Origin of the sequence: Roseateles saccharophilus, assembly GCF_004342485.1 — a bacterium.
Lineage (GTDB): Bacteria > Pseudomonadota > Gammaproteobacteria > Burkholderiales > Burkholderiaceae_C > Pelomonas > Pelomonas saccharophila.
In genome coordinates, this window is sequence record NZ_SMBU01000006.1 from 1 (window position 1) to 16,837 (window position 16,837).

The window sequence follows — 16,837 nt, forward strand, 5'->3', positions numbered from 1 at the left end:
CGGTCATGACGGCGCTGCCGTTCGCCTTGTAGCGCAACAACACCATCGTTTCTTCGCGAACGCCGGGCGCGGTCATGGGCCTGGGATGCTCTCAAGAAAGCTCTGCAGCGCACCCAGGCCCGCCATCTGCGCGGGGCCGCGCATCAGCTTCAGCGTCTGGCGCAGCAGCGGCTTGCGGGTGAGCCGGTCCAGCGCCTCGCCGACGGCCATCGTCAGCTCGATCTGCTGTTGGCGCGAGGCCGGCTCGCCGCAGGCCAGCCAGGCGTTGGCGTAGTCCTGGGCCGTGATGGCCGCCGAGGGCAGGTGCTCGGCCATGCAGGTGTCCAGCCGCTCGGACAGGGCGTGCAGGCGCGCGAGCCGGGCGACGGTGTCGACGACCTCGTCGGGGAAGAGGCGGGTCAGCGTCGGGATCACGCGGGCGAACTGGGCGTCGCGCTGCCGGTAGTCGTCGGGGCCGTAGAGCTCGTGCAGGAAGAAGCGCGTGGCCGCCTCGTAGCGTGGGTGGGCCAGCAGGTCGGCATAGGTGTGGGCGAAGCGGCGCTGCTGCCAGGTCTTGAGGGCCTGCACGCGCGCCTCCAGGGCGGGGTCGGCGGCACGGCGGGCGCGCTCGGCATCGACGGCGCGCAGCTCCTCCAGCAGGGATTCGGCACTCGGTTCTTGCATGGGACGCCGCAATTCTGCCCCGCTTAGACTGGGGCGATGAACGGGCGGCTGCAGAGGATCTGGGTGGTGCTGCGTCTGGCGCTCGCGCTGGCTGTGGGCTGGTGCGCCGGCTGGGCTTGGGGCCTGCTGACGCTGCTGTTGCAGGGCGCCGTGCTGGCCTGCGGCTTCGTGCAACTGCGCTGGGTGAACCGGCCGGCGCCGAGCTGGGGCCAGCTGCTGCGGGCCTGGGCCGGCGAGGTCGTCGCCAGCGAGCTGGCCTTCTCCTGGCGCCAGCCCTGGCGCGAATGGGCCGAGCCCGATCACCTGCCGGTCGGCGCCGAGGCCGGCGTGCTGCTGGTGCACGGCTTCGCCTGCAACCGCGGGCGCTGGAACGGCTGGATGGGGCGGCTGCGGGCCCAGGGCGTGGCCTTCGTCGCGCCGTCGCTGGAGCCGGCCTTCGGCAGCATCGACGCCTATGCCGACGAGATCGAGGCCGGCGTGCAAAGGCTCAAGGCCGTCACGGGGCGCATGCCGGTGCTGTGCGCCCACAGCATGGGCGGCCTGGCGCTGCGGGCCTGGTGGCGCCGCCACGGCGCGGGCCACCCGGCGCCGCATGCGATCACGCTGGGTTCGCCCCACCAGGGCACGCGCATGGCGGCGCTCGGCTTCGGCGTCAACGCGGCCCAGATGCGCCAGGGCAGTGACTGGCTGGCCGGGCTGCCGGGCCTACCCGATGTCGACTGCTTCTGGACGCCCTGCGACCAGGTCGTCAACCCGGCCGAAACGGCCATCCTGGCCGGTTCGCGCGCCCACCGCGTGGATGGCGTGGGCCATATGGGCCTCGTCCACGCGGACGAGGCCTGGCACTGTCTTCAGACCGCCTTGGCCGGCTCGTCCTTGAGCACGCCGCGGCGGATCTGATCCAGCTCGATGCTCTCGAACAGGGCCTTGAAGTTGCCCTCGCCGAAGCCCTCGTTGCCCTTGCGCTGGATCAGCTCGAAGAAGATAGGCCCGATCACTTCCTTCGTGAAGATCTGCAGCAGCAGCTCGTTGTCGGCGCCCAGGTGGGTCGCGCCGTCGATCAGGATGCGCAGGCGGCGCAGCTCCTCGACCTTCTCGCCATGCTGGGGCAGGCGCTTGTCGATCAGGTCGAAATAGGTGTCGATGGTGTCCTGGAACACCACGCCGCCGTTCTTCATGCCCTCGACCGTGCCGTAGATGTCGGTCGTGCCCAGCGCGACGTGCTGGATGCCCTCGCCGTGATACAGGTCCAGGTACTCGGCGATCTGGCTCTTGTCGTCGCTGCTCTCGTTGATCGGGATGCGGATCTTGCCGCAGGGGCTGGTCATGGCCTTGCTCTTCAGGCCGGTCAGCTTGCCCTCGATGTCGAAATAGCGCACCTCGCGGAAGTTGAAGAAGCGCTCGTAGAACTCCGACCACTCCTTCATGCGGCCGCGGAAGACGTTGTGCGTCAGGTGGTCGATCTCGGTCAGACCGTGGCCCACGGGGTTGGCGTCCACCGGCTGGCCCTGCGCGTCCAGCAGCGGCACGAAGTCGACGTCGTAGATGGCGATGTTGCCGATGGCGCCGGCCTTGGCGCCGCCCTTGCCCTGCCAGCGGTCGACGAAATAGATCAGCGAGTCGCCGATGCCCTTGATGGCCGGGATGTTCAGCTCCATCGGGCCGGCCTTGTTGTCGAAGCCCCAGGCGCCCAGCTCCAGCGCGCGCTGGTAGGCCTGGGCAGCGTCCTGCACGCGGAAGGCGATGGCGCAGATCGACGGGCCGTGCAGGCGCGCGAAGCGCTGGGCGAAGGAGTCGGTCTCGGCGTTGATGATGAAGTTGACGCCGCCCTGGCGGTAGAGCGTCACGCGCTTGTGGCGGTGCTTGGCGACGGCCTTGAAGCCCATCGTCTCGAACAGAGCACCCAAAGCGGCCGGGTCCGGCGCGGCGAACTCGATGAACTCGAAGCCGTCGGTGCCCATGGGGTTGTCCCAGGGAGTGAATTTCGCCATGACTGTCTCCGCAAGCGATGAGGTGAAACCCAAAATTCTGCGGCGCAGCGGGCGCAGGTTTCATGCAATTCGCGGCGCGCTGATCTTCATCAACGCAGGAAAACTGCAGAATAGGGTGCATGGAAGCCCCTATCGAGCTCGATGCCATCGACCGCCGCATCCTGCGCGCGCTGCAGCAGGACGGCCGCGTCACCTACGACGCGCTGGCCGGCGAGGCCGGCCTGTCCTCGTCCGCCGTGCTGCGCCGCGTGCGCCGGCTGGAGGAGGCGGGCGTCATCGGCGGCTATGTCGCCCTCGTGCCGCCCGAGCGCGTCGGCCTGGGGCTGACGGCCTATCTGAACGTGCGGCTGGAGAAGCAGACCGACAACCCGCTGCGCAACCCGCGCGACCTGTTCCGCGCCGCCGTGCAGACCTGGCCCGAGGTGGTGGAGTGCGCGGCTCTGACCGGCGAGATGGACTATCTGCTGCGCGTGCTGGTGCAGGACATGCAGCACTACGCCCGTTTCATCAGCGACACGCTGCTCAAGCATCCCAGCGTGCAGGACTGCAAGACCAGCTTCGTGCTGGAGCGCCTGAAAAACACGACGGCCGTGCCGGTCTGAGGCGCCTGCCGCGGCAGGCGCGCGCAGCGCCGCCGCCCATCCAGCGACTGCCATGGATCTGGCTTTGGCTTCGGCATCACATCGCTACGCGACATGAGCCTTCACCGAAGCGCAAGCGCTTTGCCAGTCCATCGGCAGTTGCCAAGGCCAACGGCCTTGACCTTCGCCAGGCACAAACAGTCCTCAGGACTGTTTGTGTCCGGGCTCAGCCCCCTTGAGGGGGGGAGGGCGGCCGTCAGGCCGTAGGGGGTGGGTCAATCGAATTCGTGCAGCAGCTTGAGGGTGTGGGCTTCGCTGAGATTGAGCAGCTCGGCGATGTCGCGCAGGTCGTCCGGAACGGCGGCATCGTCCCAGCCGCGTGCCGTGTGCCGTGCCAGGCGCGCGGCCAGGTGCACGCAGCGCACCTGCGGGTCGCGCTCGTGCTTGTCGCCGGTGATGCGGGTCAGCAGCTCGGGCAGGCGCCAGCGCTTCATCAGCCCCTGCTCCAGCTCGGCCAGCGTGATGCCCAGCACCTGGCGCTGGGCTACGGCGCTGCGCAGGTTGCGGTCGGCCTCCTGCAGCGTGGCCACCTGCAGCGCCAGGTCGGGCGCATTCACCCAGAGCAGCATCTCGGCGAAATCGTTCAGCAGTGCGGCGCTGTGGATGATGGCGGCGTCGGGGTCGGCCCGGTGTGCGGCGAAGGCCAGCGCGTAGCGCGAGGAGCGCTCGGCGCGCTGCATGACGCGCGACAGGCCCAGCAGCGCCTCCTCGTGGTCGGCCAGCACGGCCTCCAGCGTCGGCTGCGGGCCGAAGTCGCGGAAGAAGGGGGTGATGCCCATCAGCACCAGCGCGGCCGTCACCGTCTCGGGGTCGGCCATCAGCCGGCCGCGCTTGAGCTCGTTGGCATGGGCCAGCACCTTGAGCGTCATCAGCGGGTCGGACGCGATCATCTCGCCCAGGCTGTGGGCGTCCACGTCGTCCTCGGTCGCGCGCAGATGCTCCAGCGCCTCGGCGGTCTCGGCCAGCACCGGAATCTCGGCGCTGGCAAAGGCCTCCACCCAGGCATCCAGGCTGGGCAGGGGGGCGGTCAGGCGCAGGTGGTCGGGCATGATGACCCGATGCTAGGCCGATGCGGGGCCGCCCGCTCGTCGCAGGCGGCCCGGTTTTGCGGCTCAGTTCACAGCCTGCGCACGCCTTCCAGCCGGGCTCCCAGCTCGCCGTCGATGTAGAGCGCCCCTTCGGGTGCGCCGGCCTCGGCGTAGAACTCCAGCGGGCCACGGGCGCGGCGGCGCCTGCGGTAGGCGGGCGAGAACACCAGCCGGAGCGCGCGCGCGGCGCGCTTGATGCGAGCCCAGCGCAAGGCCCAGGCGGCGTGGGTTTCGGCGGCGTCGGGGCCGCGCAATTCGATCAATCTCATGAGGGTCTCCTTGGGCAGCCGGCCGGCCCTCATCACATGGATCGAAGTGGATGAGGGGCGGGCGGCGCATGCGATTCAGGGGCTGTCGTCGGGGAAGCGCTCGCGCAGCAGTCGTCGCAGGTCCAGGCGGGCCTGCTGGCGCTGGGTGCGCGCGTCGCTGGGGCTCTGATGGCGGCCGGCCTGGCGTTTCAGGGCCGGGGCCACCAGCGGATTGCGCGGCTTGCGCAGCTTCAGTTGCAGGGGGCGGGGAGAGATGAACTGGGGCATGGTCTGCTCCGGTGGGCACCGCGCACGGGCGGCGGGCAATGCAGCGGCTCGACCCGGGAGGGGCCGGCGTTTGCGGCGATGGTTGGGGTGCCCGGGGTTCGCGCTCGAGACGAACGGGCCGGGCGGTCAGGGGCTCTTGGGGGTGCGACCTCGTCGGGATGCCGGGGGACTTCTGCATCGCGACTTGCGCAAATGATAAACAAACGTTGATCTTGCGCAAGCAGCTTTTATCCAACACCCCTAATCTGAGGAGTGGCCGCCGTCCAATGACGGATGCGAGGAAGGATCAGCGCTTCTTGGATTTCAGCGGCGCAATGCCGGACTGCAGCCTGCGCCACTCGTCCAGTTCGGCCTGCGGGCTGGGCGCGGCCGGCTTGGCTGCGGTGCGCGGTGCCGGCTTGGGCTCGGGCGTCAGCACCTCGCCGAGCAGGTCCAGCAGCCGCGTGCGGGCGCGCTGCGGGTGGCGGCGGTAATAGGTCAGCACCAGGCCGATGATGAAGCGCTCGTCGTCGTCCTGCGGTGCGCTGGAGGATGCCTCGGCCGGTGCCGGTGCCGCGATCGGCGCGAGGGCGGCAGCCAGGCCGGACGCGGGCGCCGAGGCGGCCAGGCCGTGCTCGATGTCCATCCAGCCCGGCGGCTTGTGGCAGAGCTGCTCGAACTGGCGCGCCAGACGCTCGCCGATCTGGCGCGAGCGGCCCTTGATCTGGCTCCAGTAGCTGGGCTGGATCTGCAGCTTTTCGGCGAAGCGCCGTTCCAGGCCACGCAGGGTGGCGGCATCGGGATGTTTGACGGTGGCGCTGACGAACTCTTCGAACAGCCGCATCGCGTTGTCCAATCGGATCTGCGCGACGTCGCGGGGGGCGCTGGGCATGGAGTGCAATGATAAATGAGCGTTGCCCTCACGCCCCGCGTGCTCACCCTGGACGGCCCGGCGTGCCGCTCACTCGGCCTCGTCGCCCGCCTTGTAGGCCCCCATCAGCGTCGCCTGCGTGTTCGGCGGCACGGCCTCGTAGTGCGACAGCAGCAGCGTGTAGCGTCCCTGGCCGGCCGTCATCGCGTTCAGCCGCGTCTGGTAGCTGGTCAGCTCGGCCAGCGGTGCCAGGCCTTGCACGATGAGACTGCCCGGCACGGCGGCGCGGGTGCCGTTGACCTGACCGCGGCGCGAGGCGAGGTCGCCGGTGATGTCGCCGATGCTGGCGTCGGGCGCCGTGATCTCGACCTGCACGATGGGCTCCAGCACCAGCGGCCGGGCCTCGCGCACGGCCTCGATCACGGCGCGCCGGCCGGCGGTGACGAAGGCAATTTCCTTGCTGTCCACCGAGTGGTGCTTGCCGTCGTAGACGACGACGCGCAGGTCCACCAGCGGGTAGCCGGCGATGACGCCGCTGGCCAGCGCAGAGCGCACCCCCTTCTCGACGGCGGGCATGAACTGGCCCGGGATGGTGCCGCCCTTGACCGCGTCGACGAACTCGAAGCCCGCGCCGCGCTCCAGCGGCTCGATGCGCAGATAGACCTCGCCGAACTGGCCGGCACCGCCGCTCTGCTTCTTGTGGCGGTAATGGCCCTCGGCCGCTGCCGAGACGGTCTCGCGGTAGGCGATGCGCGGCGGCTCGGTGACGATCTCGCCCTTGTAGAGCTCGCGCATGCGCTCAAGAAGCAGGCGCAGGTGCAGCTCGCCCAGGCCGTAGACCAGGGTCTGGTGCGTCTCGCCGGCCTGCTCGATGCGCAGGCAGGGGTCCTCGTCCACCAGCCGGGCCAGCACCTCCCAGAGCTTCTGCTCGTCGCCGCGCCGCGCCGGGCTGATGGCCAGGCCGTGCACCGGGGTCGGGAAGTCCAGCGGCTTCAGGAAGATGTGCTCGTCCTCCTGGGCATCGTGCAGCACCGCGTCGAAGGCGATGTCGTCGACCTTGGCGACGGCGCAGAGGTCGCCGGGCAGGGCCTCGTCGATGTCGACGTGCCTGGCGCCCTGCAGCATGTAGAGGTGGCCGACGCGTATCGGCTTGCGCGCATGGCCGACGAAGAGCAGGCCGCCCTTGGCGATGCGGCCCTGGTGCACACGCAGCACGCCCATCTTGCCCAGATAGGGGTCGGCGACGATCTTGAAGACATGGGCCAGCACATGGGCCGCCGGGTTGGGCGTGGCGGGGTAGGGTGCGGGCTCGGTGCCCTTGCCTTCCAGGAAGGGCGGTGGGTTGCCTTCGGCCGGGTTGGGCATCAGCGCCTCGATGACGCCCAGCAGCTCGGCGATGCCCGCGCCCGTCTTGGCCGAGCAGAAGCAGACCGGGATCAGGTGGCCTTCGCGCAACGCCTGCTCCAGCGGCGCATGCAGCTCGCGCGGGTCGACGTCGCCATCGCTCAGGTAGCGGTCGACGAAGGCCGCGTCCACCTCGACGACCTGCTCCACCAGCGCCCGGTGCGCCTCGGTCACGGACGAAAAATCGGCCTCTCCCGAGGCCGCGAAGAAGCAGTCGGCGACGCGCTTGGCGCCGCTGGCCGGCAGGTTCAATGGCAGGCACTCCTTGCCGAAGACCTCGCGGATCTGGGCCAGCAGGCCGGGCAGGTCGGCATCGGGGCAGTCGATCTTGTTGACGACGATGAGGCGCGTCAGGCCGCGCTCGCCGGCGGTGGTCAGCAGGCGCTGTGCCATCAGCTCGATGCCGTTGAGCGCGTTGATGACGACGATGGCCGTGTCGGCCGCTTCCAGCGCCGGCAGGGCCTGGCCGACGAAGTCGGGCGCGCCGGGCGTGTCGATGGCGTGCACCCGGATGCCGCCATGCGTGAAATGCGCGAGGCCGGACTGCAGCGAGTGACCCAGGCGCTTCTCCAGCGGGTCGTGGTCGCTCACCGTGCTGCCGCGCTCGATGCTGCCGGCCTGCGGGATGACGCCGGCATGGGCCAGCAGCGCGTCCAGCAGCAGGGTCTTGCCGGCCGCGGCCGGCCCGACCAGCGCGACCGTGCGGATGGTGCTCACTCTCGGATCAAGGTTTGTCTCGCTCATCGTTACCTCCTCGGCGGCCCGGCCAGCGTAGAAGAAGCCGGCAGCGCCGGCAAGGGCAGAATCATTCGCATGCAAGCACGACTCAGCGCCCTTGTCCTGGCCCTGCTGGCGGTCTCCGCCCAGGCCCAGCCTCTGCCCCAGGCCGCGCCCGCGGACGAGCTCAAGGCCATGCTGGCCGAGGTCAGCCCGCAGCGCATCGAGGCGCGCATCCGCAAGCTGGTGGGCTTCGGCACGCGGCACACGCTGTCCGACATTGGCTCCGACAGCCGCGGCATCGGTGCCGCGCGGCGCTGGATCACGAGCGAGATGATGGCCTGCGCCAAGGCCGCCGGCGGGCGGCTGCGGGTGGAGGAACAGAGCTTCATCGAGCCGGCCGGCCAGCGCGTGAACCAGCCGACCGAGCTTGTCAACGTCGTCGCGACGCTGCCGGGGCGGGGCGCGAGCAAGGGCCGCATGCTGGTCGTCAGCGGCCACTACGACTCGCGCAACAGCGACGTGATGGACTCGCTGGGCGAGTCCCCCGGCGCCAACGACGACGCCTCGGGCACGGCTGCCGTCATGGAGCTGGCCTGCGTGATGGCCCGGCACTCCTTCGACGCGACCCTGGTCTTCATGACCGTGCCCGGCGAGGAGCAGGGCCTGCTCGGTGCCGCGCAATGGGCGCGCGACGCGCGGGCCGAGGGCCTGAACGTCGAGGCCATGATTACCAACGACATCGTCGGCAGCCCGCGCGGCGACGCGGGCCAGGTCGATGCCAGGCGGCTGCGCCTGTTCGCCGACGGCCTGGACCCGTTGCTGCGCCTGCTGACCGCCGCCAACGCCAACCGCCCCGCCAGCCCGGCCGACCAGAAGGCCGTGGCCGCGATGCAGGCCGAGCTGCTGCCGCTGCTGCAGGCCGGCGGCGGCGAGGACCTGCCCACCCAGCAGCTCGGCCGCCACCTGAAGGCCGCGGCCGAGGCCGCCATGCCGGGCTTCACGGTGCAGCTGATCCAGCGCCGCGACCGCTATCTGCGCGGCGGCGACCACATCCCCTTCCTGGAGCGCGGCTATGCGGCCGTTCGCTTCACCGAGCCCTTCGAGAACTTCGCCCACCAGCACCAGAACCCCAGGACCGAAAACGGCGTCGTGTTCGGCGACCTGCCCGAGTTCGTCGATTTTGGCTACGTGGCCGACGTCGCCCGCGCCAACCTCGCCGGTCTGGCCACGCTGGCCTGGGCGCCGGCGGCGCCCAGGGGCGTGAGGCTGGATGCCAGCGGTCTGACGAACGACACGACGCTGGAATGGCAGGCCAGCGACGACCCCGAGGTGGCCGGCTACCGCATCGTCTGGCGTGACGCCGGCGCGGCCACCTGGCAGCAGGCCAGCGACGTCGGCAGGACGACGCGCGCGACCCTGCCCGTCAGCAAGGACAACGTCATCTTCGGCGTGCAGGCCATCTCGAAGAAGGGCTATGCCAGCCTGGCCAGCTTTCCGCTGCCCAAGCGCTAGGAGTCTCGCGGCGTCACGACCCGCGGGTCAGCAGGCCAGCGCCGCGGGCTGGGCCGGGGCCCGGCGGGGTGTTTTGCGCGGGATCAGTCGTCGTGGTGGCCGTGCCCATGGCCATGGCCGCGGCCCCGGTCGTGATCGCGCCAGTCGTCACGGTCGCGGTCGTGGCCCCGCCCGTCGCGCACGACGACGTTCTGTTGGTACCAGCCGTCCTGCACGAAATAGACCGGCGCACCGCAGGCGCCGTAGCGGTAGCAGTTGTGGCGCCAGTCGCGGCGCTGTTCCGGCGGCACCCACAGGTAGACGGGGTCGGCATAGACCGGCGGGCCGACGTAGACCGGCTGCGGCGCCACCAGGATGGGCTGCGGGTAGCGGCCGATGTCGACGCGGCCATAGACGCCCGGCTGGCTGAAGCCGATGGAGACGCCGACGTCGGCCGCGCGTGCCGCGGGCAGGGCGGCCAGCCCAGCCAGCGCGACCAGGGGCGGGGCAAGCCAGCGGTGGGGGGAAGAGTGGCGGGTTGTCATCGAGTTCTCCTTGTCGTCGCGGTATTGCTGCGGCCTCCAGTGAACGCGAAGCCGGGCCGGCCGGTTGTCGGCCTGTGGCCGGCTTCGCTGTAGGACAGGCGGCGAAGCTGGGCGAATGCGGCCTTGTCCTACAGGGCGGTGCCCGCCGGGCCGACGCCGGTTGCCAGGGCCGGCCGTCAAGCTAGCCATCCTTGGCATGGGAGCAAGATCCGATGAGCGAACCCCTGCAGGCCGGCGCTGCCACGCAGCAGGCCCTGGCGCAGAACGCGCGCTTCCTGGAGCGCTGCAGCCGGCTGGCCGGCGTGGGTGCCTGGGAATGGCGGGCCGAGGCCGGGCAGCTGACGCTGTCGGACTCGGCCTGCGAACTGCTCGGCCTGCCTGCCGGCCGGGTGCCGACGCTGGCGGCGCTGCTGCAGCGCTTCGGCCCGGACGGCGCGGCCATGCTGGACGCGGCCCTGCAGCGCGCCGAGGTCGGCGGCCAGGGCTGGGACGTGGAGCTGCCTTGCAACGCGGGCGCGCGCGGCCGGCGCGTGCTGCGCGTCGTCGGCGGGCCGGACGGCGAAGGCGCCGAGCGTCGCGTCGGCGTCGTCATGCTGGACGTGACCGAGCCGGCCCAGGTGCGGGCCGAGCTGGAGCACACGCTCGAGCGCCTGGCCCTGGCCACGCACAGCGGCGGTATCGGCGTCTGGGAGCTGGACCTGCAGCCATCATCCCGCCAGGGCGAACTGGCCTGGGACGACGCGATGTGGCGGCTGCACGGCGAGGCGCCGCATGGCCAGCAGGTCGACGCACGGCGCTGGCGCCTGCGCCTGCATCCGCAGGACCGCCGTGCCGCCACGCATGCCGTGGGCGCCGCGCTGCGCCCGGGCGGCGCGCCGCTGGAGGGCGAGTGGCGGGTCTGCTGGCCCGACGGCAGCCTGCGCGTGCTGCGCGCCTCGGGCCGCGTGCTGCGCGACGCCGCCGGCCGGCCGCTGCGCCTGTCGGGGGTCTGCTGGGACGTCAGCGAGGCGCGCCGCCTGCGCCAGCAGCTGGAGGAGCAGCACGAGCTGCTGGCGGTGACGCTGCAGTCCATCGGCGACGCGGTGCTCACGACGGATGCCGCCGGCCGCGTGACCTGGCTCAACCCGGTGGCCCAGCGGCTGACGGGCTGGTCGGCCGCCGAGGCCCAGGGCCAGCCGGCCAGCCGCGTCTTCCTCGCCCAGAGCGAGGACGGCCGCAAGCCCCTGCCCGACCCGGTGCAGCGCTGCCTGACGACGGGCCGGCCCACCCAGCTGCCCGCCGGCGCCGTGCTGCTGGCCCGCGACGGCGGGCTGCGCGCGGTGGACGACTCGGTCGCCCCCATCCGCGATGCGGCCGGGCGCGTGCTCGGCGCCGTGCTGGTGTTCCGCGACGTGACCCAGCAGCGCCGCCAGTTCGACGAGATCCGCTGGCGCGCCAGCCACGACAGCCTGACCGGCCTCGTCAACCGCGCCGAGTTCGAGCAGCGCCTGGCGCGCGGCTTCGAGCGGGCCCGGCGCGACGGCAGCCAGCATGCGCTGCTGGCCTTCGACCTGGACCGCTTCAAGCTCGTCAACGACCACTGTGGCCATGCGGCCGGCGACGAGGTGCTGCGCGAGGTGGCGCAGCGGCTCGAGGCCGGCGTGCGCGGCCGCGACACGGTGGCGCGGCTGGGCGGCGACGAGTTCGCGGCCATCCTCGAGAACTGCTCGCTGGACGAGGCCCAGCGCGTCGCGCAGAAGCTCTGCGACACGATGGACCAGTACCGCTATGTGCATGGCGAGCAGCGCTTTCGCATCGGCGTGAGCATTGGCGTGGCGCCGCTGGACGGGCGCTGGCACGACGCCGACGCGGCCCTGCGCGAGGCCGACGCCTGCTGCATGACGGCCAAGGAGCAGGGGCGCAACCGCGTGCAGGTCTGGGCGCCCGACGATGCCGCGCTGCGCGCCCACCAGAGCGAGCATCGCTGGGTCACGCGGCTGCAGCAGGCGCTGGATGAGGAGCGCTTCGAGCTGGACCTGCAACGCGTGTTGCCGGCCCAGGGGCCCGACGACGGCCGGCTGCGCGGCGAGCTGCTGCTGCGCTTGCGCGAGCGCGATGGCAGCCGCGTGCTGCCGGGCGCCTTCATGCCGGCGGCCGAGCGCTTCCACCTCGCGCCGCGGCTGGACCGCTGGGTGCTGCGCCAGGCCGTGGCCCTGCTGCACCGCACGGGCGAGCCGCCGATCGCGAGCCTGTCGGTCAATGTGTCGGCGCTGACGCTGCAGGATGCCGCCTACCACCAGGAGGCCCGCACGCTGCTGCTCGGGCTCGGCCCGCAGCGCGCCTCGGCCCTGTGCCTGGAGATCACCGAGACGGCCGCCATCACCCAGCTCGGCGAGGCGGCCCGCTTCATCACGCAGATGCGCGCCCTGGGTGCGCGCATCGCGCTGGACGACTTCGGTGCCGGCTCGTCCTCCTACGGCCACCTGAAGGCGCTGCCGGTGGACCTGCTGAAGATCGACGGCCAGTTCGTGCGCGCGCTGATGACCGACCCGCTGGACCAGGCCGCCGTGCGCGGCTTCGTCGATGTGGCCCGCACGCTGGGCCTGACGACGGTGGCCGAGTGCGTGGAGACGCCCGAGGTGCTGCTGGAGCTGGTGCGCCTGGGCGTGGGCGAGGTGCAGGGCTTCCTGCTGCACCGCCCGCAGCCGCTGGCCGAGTTGCTGGCGGTGGCCAGGGAGGCCGCCTGAGGCGGGCGCCCCCACTCGGCCTGCGGCCCCGGGCAGGCTAGCGCCGAGGTGCCAGGTCGGCGCGCAGCGGCTGCTGGCGGTCGCGGCCGGCGGCGGCCGGCGGCGGCAGTGGCGGCAGTGGCGGCGCGGCCTGGGCCACGACGGTGGAGGCGGCCCCGTCGGGCCGTGGCGCACTGCTGCCGTCCGCCACGGCGCGCAGCGTGACCTGCAGGCCGCGGGACAGCTGCGCCTGCCACAGCGCCAGCGTGTCGCCGGCCTTGTGCAGGGCGCTGCTGAGCTGCGCGTCCAGCGGTTGCGGGTCGTCGATGACGTCCAGGCCGGTGCTGGCCACCAGCGTGGCAATGGCGGCGACGAGGGCAGGCGCCTGCCAGCCGCCGGCGTGCCGGGACTTGGGGATTCGCATGGGGTCCTCCAGACGGGCGGGTTCGAGAGCAGGCTGCCCGCACGCCGGCGGGCAGCCCTGGCTTCCAGTCTGGATGGCGGCGCGCCCGCGGGCCGTCGGCCTGCGCAGGCTCGGCCTGTAGGACTTCAGGCCGCCGTCGCGGGGCCGGGCAGGTCGCCGGGCGCGGTGACGGCCGGCTCGTCCGGCGGCTCGGGCTCGGGCCGGCGGGGCAGGCGCGCCAGCACCAGCGTGCCGCGGCCCGGCGCGGACAGCAGCTGCAGCGTGCCGCCCAGGCTTTCGATGCGGTAGCGCATGCCCAGCAGGCCGTGGTGGCCGGCGCCGACGGCCTCGGGGTTGAAACCCTGGCCGTCGTCGCGGATGCTGAGCTGCAGCCAGCCCCCGCTCTCGTCGTTCGCCTCGCCGAGGGCCACGCGCACCTGCCGGGCCTGGGCATGGCGCAGCACATTGGTCAGCGCCTCCTGCACGAGGCGGTACAGGGCCAGGCGGTCGGCGTCGTCGGTGGCGGTGTTGACGAGCTCCAGGTTGAGCTGCAGGCCGGAGCGCTGCGCGAACTCCTGGGTCAGGATCTCCAGCGCCGGGATCAGGCCGAGGTTGGACAGCACCGAGGGGCGCAGGTCCTCGATGATGCGGCGCTTCAGCGCGATGCCCTGGTCGAGCAGCTCGCTCATGTGGCGCAGGCGCTCGTCGATCTCGGGCGCGGCGGTGCGCGTCATGCGGCGGATGCGGGCGACGTCGAGCTTGGCCGCCGTGAGCAGCGCGCCGAGCTCGTCGTGCAGCTCGCGCGCGAGGTGGGCGCGCTCGTCCTCGCGCACGGTCTGCAGGTGCTGGGCAAGCTCGGTCAGCTCGGCGGTGCGGTGCACGACCTCGCCGTCCAGCCGGTCGCGCTCGCGGGCCAGCGCCTGCGCGTACTCGCGCCGCGCCGCGTGCAGGGCCTCGTTGCGGCGCAGGAAGACGGCCAGGCCGAACAGGCTGAGCAGCGTCAGGCCGTGCACGCCGATGCGGCCATAGGTCAGCGAGCGGAACACGGCGTCGCGCTCGCGCGCGATCTGCACCAGCTCGTGGCGGTTCAGCTGCTCGACGGCGTCGCTGACCGCCTGCATCTTCTCGCGGCCGATGTCGGACTGCATCAGCCCCTGCCAGGCGTCGGTCGAGCCCTCGCGGTAGAGCTGCACGACGAGCTGCAGCTCGGACAGCTTCTCGTTGGCGCGCTGGGCCGCCTCGGCCACCAGGGCCTCCCACTCGGAGCTGGCGTACTGGCCGCGCAGGCGCGTCAGCGCGGCCGGCAGTTCGCGCTCGGCCAGCTTCAGCGGCGCGAGGTAGTCGTCGCGCCCGGTCAGCAGGAAGCCGCGTTGGGCGGTCTCGGCCTCGGTCAGCAGCTCGCGCAGGCGCAGGCCGTCGTTGCGGGCCTGGTGGCGGGCCTGGGACTGGGTCAGCGCCGCGTCGGCGCCCCAGAAGGCCGCCTCGCTGACGCCCATGACGGCCACCGCGGCCAGCGTGGCCAGGCCCAGCGCCAGGCCGCGATGGCGCCGCGCGCCCGCCAGCCAGGGGTCCAGGCGGTGCAGCATGGGGGCTTCAGCTATCCGCGCCACATGGGCGGCGCCTGCGACGCTCGAAACCGGCGCATTGCGGGCCGAGCGCAGGGCCGCCCCAAGCCGGCCCGCGCTGGCGATGTGTTCGCGGTTCGAGGCCGCGAACATCGCCGCCCCCGCGGGGGGCGGACCAGCGCACCCGCTGGGCCGGGGGCGTCATATTCAGGCCGCGGCCGGGCGCGGCGAGTCATGCTCGGCCAGCTCGGCGCAATAGGTGATCAGGTCGTCGAGCTCGTGGCTCTTGTCGAACACGCGTTCGGCCCCGAGGCTGGCGCAGCGGCGGCGCATCTCGTCGGTGGCGTAGTTCGTCAGCACGACACGGCGCGCCCGCACGCCCAGGCGCTGAGCGGCCTGCAACACCCCTAGGCCCGTGCCCGAGCGCAGGAAGACGTCGACGATGAAGAGGTCGGCATTGGCATTGGGGTCGCGGCTCATCCAGCGCACCGCGCCGGCCTCGTCGGGCACGGAGCCGACGACCTCGACCTGCGCCAGCTCCTCGAGCGTGGCCACCAGGTTCTCCAGGATCACCGGGCTGTCTTCGACGATGAAGGCTTTGAGTGCTGGCATGGCCCGACGCAAGGCAGCGAGGGAGGAGGGGATGGGGTGGGTGCAAGTATGAACCGCTTCGGCGCCGCGCCGCCCGGGTCGGCAGCCCATCGCGCTGTAGGACTTGTCCTAGGCACGGGCGCCGGGCCCGGGGTTTACGAGGGGCGCACGACGATGCCGTTGCGCACGGCGACGACGCCCGAGGTCTCGCGGGCGAGCTTCTCGGCCGTCGCGCGCTCGTTCTCGCTCTTGGCGAAGCCGGACAGCTGCACCGTTCCCTTCAGCGTCTCGACGCTGATGGCCAGCGCGCTGACGGTGGGGTTGTCGGCGAACTTGGCCTTCACGCGGGTGGTCAGCGTCGCGTCGTCGAGGTAGGCGCCGACGCTCTCCTGGCTGCGCGTGACCGCGCAGCCGCCGGTGGCGGCCAGCGTGGCGGTGAGGGCGGTGGCGACGGCGAGGGTCAGGATGGGCTTGTTCGTCATGGTGATCTCCTTTTGTGAAGAGGCAGCCGCGCAGGCCGCTGGCACGACTATCGCCGGCCGCCGCGGCGCACGGGATAGGCCCGCGGCGCGGCCCGGTGTCGGACGCGGCCGGCGCCGCTGTAGGACTGCGGCTATCGCGGCGGCGGCGCGGCGCTGCTACGCTGGCGTCCCCTGCCAATACCTCACGCCATGATCCGAATCGGCATCGTCGACGACCACGCCATCGTGCGCACCGGCCTGCGCCAGTTCCTGTCCGACCACGTCGACCTGCGCGTCACCGGCGAGGGCGCGAGCGGCAAGGACGCCCTCGAGATGGCGCGCGGCGGCGAGGTGGACGTGCTGCTGCTCGACATCTCCATGCCCGACCAGAGCGGCGTGGACGCACTGGCGGCCATCAAGGCGCGCTTCCCCGAGCTGCCGGTGCTCATCCTGAGCGGCTTCCCCGAGGCGCACTACGCGACGACGCTGCTGCGCCAGGGCGCCAGCGGCTATCTGAACAAGGAATGCGACCCCGAGGAGATCGCCAACGCGATCCGCGTCGTCGTGCGCGGGCGGCGCTACATCAGCCCGGCCGTGGCCGAGCAGCTGGCCGACAGCGTCGTCGGCGGCACGCCCGGCGCGCCGCCCGACAAGCCGCTGCACGAGGCGCTGTCCGAGCGCGAGTTCCAGGTCTTCCTGCGACTGGCACAGGGCGAGACGGTGGGGCATATCGCCGAGGCGCTCTTCCTGAGCGTGAAGACGGTCAGCACCTACCGCACGCGCGTGCTCGAAAAGCTCAAGCTGCAGACCAACAGCGACCTGACCTACTACGCGCTGAAGAACGGGCTGATCCAGTAGCCCGCGGCGCTCAGGCCCTCATTCGCCGGCGGGCCTGCCGTCGTCGGGCACGTCGGCCAGCGTCCAGGGCTGGGCCGACTCGTAGCCGAGGGCCGCCTCCGCCGGCGTCGTGGCCGAGGCCCACCAGCGGCTCAATGTCGACCAGAGGCCGCGTGGAGCGGCCTCCGTGTCGGGCTGCTGGGGCGTGAAATCGTCATCGGCCATGGTCGGCTCCGGCTTGGGTCACGGCCCCAGCATGGCCGGCCCGGCGGGGCTTGCGAATCGGCGGGTGGCGATTCGGCGTGTCGGATCAGGCTGACAAGGCCGCTCGGTTTCGCATGCGATC

18 protein-coding genes are annotated in these 16,837 nt (G+C 72.0%); 5 read left to right on the forward strand and 13 right to left on the reverse strand.

What is annotated here, in order from left to right:
- Positions 1–72: 72 nt before the first annotated feature.
- Complete coding sequence (locus EV671_RS06760; protein ID WP_132570539.1) at positions 73–663, reverse strand: DUF8198 family protein; 591 nt, start codon at positions 661–663, stop codon at positions 73–75.
- Between the two features lie 36 nt (positions 664–699).
- Here EV671_RS06760 and EV671_RS06765 point away from each other — a divergent pair, with 36 nt between their 5' ends.
- Positions 700–1,563 (forward strand): esterase/lipase family protein, encoded by an 864-nt coding sequence (locus EV671_RS06765; protein ID WP_132570540.1) that lies wholly within the window; start codon positions 700–702, stop codon positions 1,561–1,563.
- Here the strand turns inward: EV671_RS06765 and hppD are convergent.
- Positions 1,515–2,654, reverse strand: coding sequence for a 4-hydroxyphenylpyruvate dioxygenase (gene hppD, locus EV671_RS06770; RefSeq protein ID WP_132570541.1), 1,140 nt, complete (start codon positions 2,652–2,654; stop codon positions 1,515–1,517). The two genes, EV671_RS06765 and hppD, sit on opposite strands and share 49 nt — an antisense overlap.
- A gap of 119 nt (positions 2,655–2,773) precedes the next feature.
- On the opposite strand from hppD, the gene EV671_RS06775 reads away from it, so the two are divergent.
- On the forward strand, positions 2,774–3,256 hold the full coding sequence (locus tag EV671_RS06775; protein ID WP_132570542.1) for an Lrp/AsnC family transcriptional regulator: 483 nt from the start codon (positions 2,774–2,776) through the stop codon (positions 3,254–3,256).
- A gap of 254 nt (positions 3,257–3,510) precedes the next feature.
- Here EV671_RS06775 and EV671_RS06780 read toward each other — a convergent pair whose 3' ends face one another.
- The 5 genes from EV671_RS06780 to fusA all read right to left on the reverse strand — a co-directional run bounded on the left by EV671_RS06780 (position 3,511) and on the right by fusA (position 7,917).
- Positions 3,511–4,344, reverse strand: a complete 834-nt coding sequence (locus EV671_RS06780) for an HDOD domain-containing protein (protein ID WP_132570543.1) — start codon at positions 4,342–4,344, stop codon at positions 3,511–3,513.
- A 68-nt stretch (positions 4,345–4,412) separates the two neighbouring features.
- Positions 4,413–4,652 carry a hypothetical protein gene (locus EV671_RS06785; protein ID WP_132570544.1) on the reverse strand — a complete coding sequence of 80 codons (240 nt, stop codon included), beginning with the start codon at positions 4,650–4,652 and terminating at the stop codon, positions 4,413–4,415.
- Between the two features lie 75 nt (positions 4,653–4,727).
- Positions 4,728–4,919 carry a hypothetical protein gene (locus EV671_RS06790; RefSeq protein ID WP_132570545.1) on the reverse strand — a complete coding sequence of 64 codons (192 nt, stop codon included), beginning with the start codon at positions 4,917–4,919 and terminating at the stop codon, positions 4,728–4,730.
- Positions 4,920–5,205: 286 nt separating this feature from the next.
- Positions 5,206–5,790, reverse strand: coding sequence for a hypothetical protein (locus tag EV671_RS06795; RefSeq protein ID WP_132570546.1), 585 nt, complete (start codon positions 5,788–5,790; stop codon positions 5,206–5,208).
- A gap of 69 nt (positions 5,791–5,859) precedes the next feature.
- Positions 5,860–7,917, reverse strand: a complete 2,058-nt coding sequence (gene fusA / locus EV671_RS06800; RefSeq protein ID WP_132570547.1) for an elongation factor G — start codon at positions 7,915–7,917, stop codon at positions 5,860–5,862.
- A gap of 69 nt (positions 7,918–7,986) precedes the next feature.
- On the opposite strand from fusA, the gene EV671_RS06805 reads away from it, so the two are divergent.
- Positions 7,987–9,405: a M28 family peptidase gene (locus EV671_RS06805; protein ID WP_132570548.1), complete on the forward strand. Its 1,419-nt coding sequence runs from the start codon at positions 7,987–7,989 to the stop codon at positions 9,403–9,405.
- 83 nt (positions 9,406–9,488) lie between these two features.
- Here the strand turns inward: EV671_RS06805 and EV671_RS06810 are convergent, their stop codons facing one another.
- Entirely contained in the window at positions 9,489–9,929 is a 441-nt protein-coding gene (locus EV671_RS06810) for a hypothetical protein (RefSeq protein WP_243655615.1), read from the reverse strand.
- Between the two features lie 212 nt (positions 9,930–10,141).
- Between EV671_RS06810 and EV671_RS27705 the strand changes: the two genes are divergently transcribed.
- Entirely contained in the window at positions 10,142–12,655 is a 2,514-nt protein-coding gene (locus EV671_RS27705; RefSeq protein ID WP_132570549.1) for an EAL domain-containing protein, read from the forward strand.
- Positions 12,656–12,692: 37 nt separating this feature from the next.
- Here EV671_RS27705 and EV671_RS06820 read toward each other — a convergent pair whose 3' ends face one another.
- From EV671_RS06820 to EV671_RS06835, 4 genes are all read right to left on the reverse strand, one after another.
- Positions 12,693–13,058, reverse strand: a complete 366-nt coding sequence (locus tag EV671_RS06820; RefSeq protein WP_132570550.1) for a hypothetical protein — start codon at positions 13,056–13,058, stop codon at positions 12,693–12,695.
- 125 nt (positions 13,059–13,183) lie between these two features.
- Positions 13,184–14,623 carry a CHASE3 domain-containing protein gene (locus EV671_RS06825; protein WP_132570551.1) on the reverse strand — a complete coding sequence of 480 codons (1,440 nt, stop codon included), beginning with the start codon at positions 14,621–14,623 and terminating at the stop codon, positions 13,184–13,186.
- A gap of 186 nt (positions 14,624–14,809) precedes the next feature.
- A complete protein-coding gene (locus EV671_RS06830; protein WP_132570552.1) occupies positions 14,810–15,214 on the reverse strand; it encodes a response regulator transcription factor in 405 nt (134 codons plus the stop codon).
- A 134-nt stretch (positions 15,215–15,348) separates the two neighbouring features.
- Complete coding sequence (locus EV671_RS06835; RefSeq protein WP_132570553.1) at positions 15,349–15,675, reverse strand: BON domain-containing protein; 327 nt, start codon at positions 15,673–15,675, stop codon at positions 15,349–15,351.
- A 189-nt stretch (positions 15,676–15,864) separates the two neighbouring features.
- Here EV671_RS06835 and EV671_RS06840 point away from each other — a divergent pair, with 189 nt between their 5' ends.
- The gene (locus EV671_RS06840) at positions 15,865–16,512 is read left to right on the forward strand and encodes a response regulator (RefSeq protein ID WP_132570554.1); all 648 of its coding nucleotides are present in this window, start codon (positions 15,865–15,867) and stop codon (positions 16,510–16,512) included.
- 18 nt (positions 16,513–16,530) lie between these two features.
- On the opposite strand, the gene EV671_RS06845 is transcribed toward EV671_RS06840, so the two are convergent.
- On the reverse strand, positions 16,531–16,716 hold the full coding sequence (locus EV671_RS06845) for a hypothetical protein (protein WP_132570555.1): 186 nt from the start codon (positions 16,714–16,716) through the stop codon (positions 16,531–16,533).
- Positions 16,717–16,837: the final 121 nt, after the last annotated feature.

Excerpts from the sequence above, each read along its gene's own strand:
- EV671_RS06760 (WP_132570539.1), bottom strand. The coding sequence starts at position 663 with ATGCAAGAACCGAGTGCCGAATCCCTGCTGGAGGAGCTGCGCGCCGTC.
- EV671_RS06765 (WP_132570540.1), top strand. The coding sequence starts at position 700 with ATGAACGGGCGGCTGCAGAGGATCTGGGTGGTGCTGCGTCTGGCGCTC.
- hppD (WP_132570541.1), bottom strand. The coding sequence starts at position 2,654 with ATGGCGAAATTCACTCCCTGGGACAACCCCATGGGCACCGACGGCTTC.
- EV671_RS06775 (WP_132570542.1), top strand. The coding sequence starts at position 2,774 with ATGGAAGCCCCTATCGAGCTCGATGCCATCGACCGCCGCATCCTGCGC.
- EV671_RS06780 (WP_132570543.1), bottom strand. The coding sequence starts at position 4,344 with ATGCCCGACCACCTGCGCCTGACCGCCCCCCTGCCCAGCCTGGATGCC.
- EV671_RS06785 (WP_132570544.1), bottom strand. The coding sequence starts at position 4,652 with ATGAGATTGATCGAATTGCGCGGCCCCGACGCCGCCGAAACCCACGCC.
- EV671_RS06790 (WP_132570545.1), bottom strand. The coding sequence starts at position 4,919 with ATGCCCCAGTTCATCTCTCCCCGCCCCCTGCAACTGAAGCTGCGCAAG.
- EV671_RS06795 (WP_132570546.1), bottom strand. The coding sequence starts at position 5,790 with ATGCCCAGCGCCCCCCGCGACGTCGCGCAGATCCGATTGGACAACGCG.
- fusA (WP_132570547.1), bottom strand. The coding sequence starts at position 7,917 with ATGAGCGAGACAAACCTTGATCCGAGAGTGAGCACCATCCGCACGGTC.
- EV671_RS06805 (WP_132570548.1), top strand. The coding sequence starts at position 7,987 with ATGCAAGCACGACTCAGCGCCCTTGTCCTGGCCCTGCTGGCGGTCTCC.
- EV671_RS06810 (WP_243655615.1), bottom strand. The coding sequence starts at position 9,929 with ATGACAACCCGCCACTCTTCCCCCCACCGCTGGCTTGCCCCGCCCCTG.
- EV671_RS27705 (WP_132570549.1), top strand. The coding sequence starts at position 10,142 with ATGAGCGAACCCCTGCAGGCCGGCGCTGCCACGCAGCAGGCCCTGGCG.
- EV671_RS06820 (WP_132570550.1), bottom strand. The coding sequence starts at position 13,058 with ATGCGAATCCCCAAGTCCCGGCACGCCGGCGGCTGGCAGGCGCCTGCC.
- EV671_RS06825 (WP_132570551.1), bottom strand. The coding sequence starts at position 14,623 with ATGCTGCACCGCCTGGACCCCTGGCTGGCGGGCGCGCGGCGCCATCGC.
- EV671_RS06830 (WP_132570552.1), bottom strand. The coding sequence starts at position 15,214 with ATGCCAGCACTCAAAGCCTTCATCGTCGAAGACAGCCCGGTGATCCTG.
- EV671_RS06835 (WP_132570553.1), bottom strand. The coding sequence starts at position 15,675 with ATGACGAACAAGCCCATCCTGACCCTCGCCGTCGCCACCGCCCTCACC.
- EV671_RS06840 (WP_132570554.1), top strand. The coding sequence starts at position 15,865 with ATGATCCGAATCGGCATCGTCGACGACCACGCCATCGTGCGCACCGGC.
- EV671_RS06845 (WP_132570555.1), bottom strand. The coding sequence starts at position 16,716 with ATGGCCGATGACGATTTCACGCCCCAGCAGCCCGACACGGAGGCCGCT.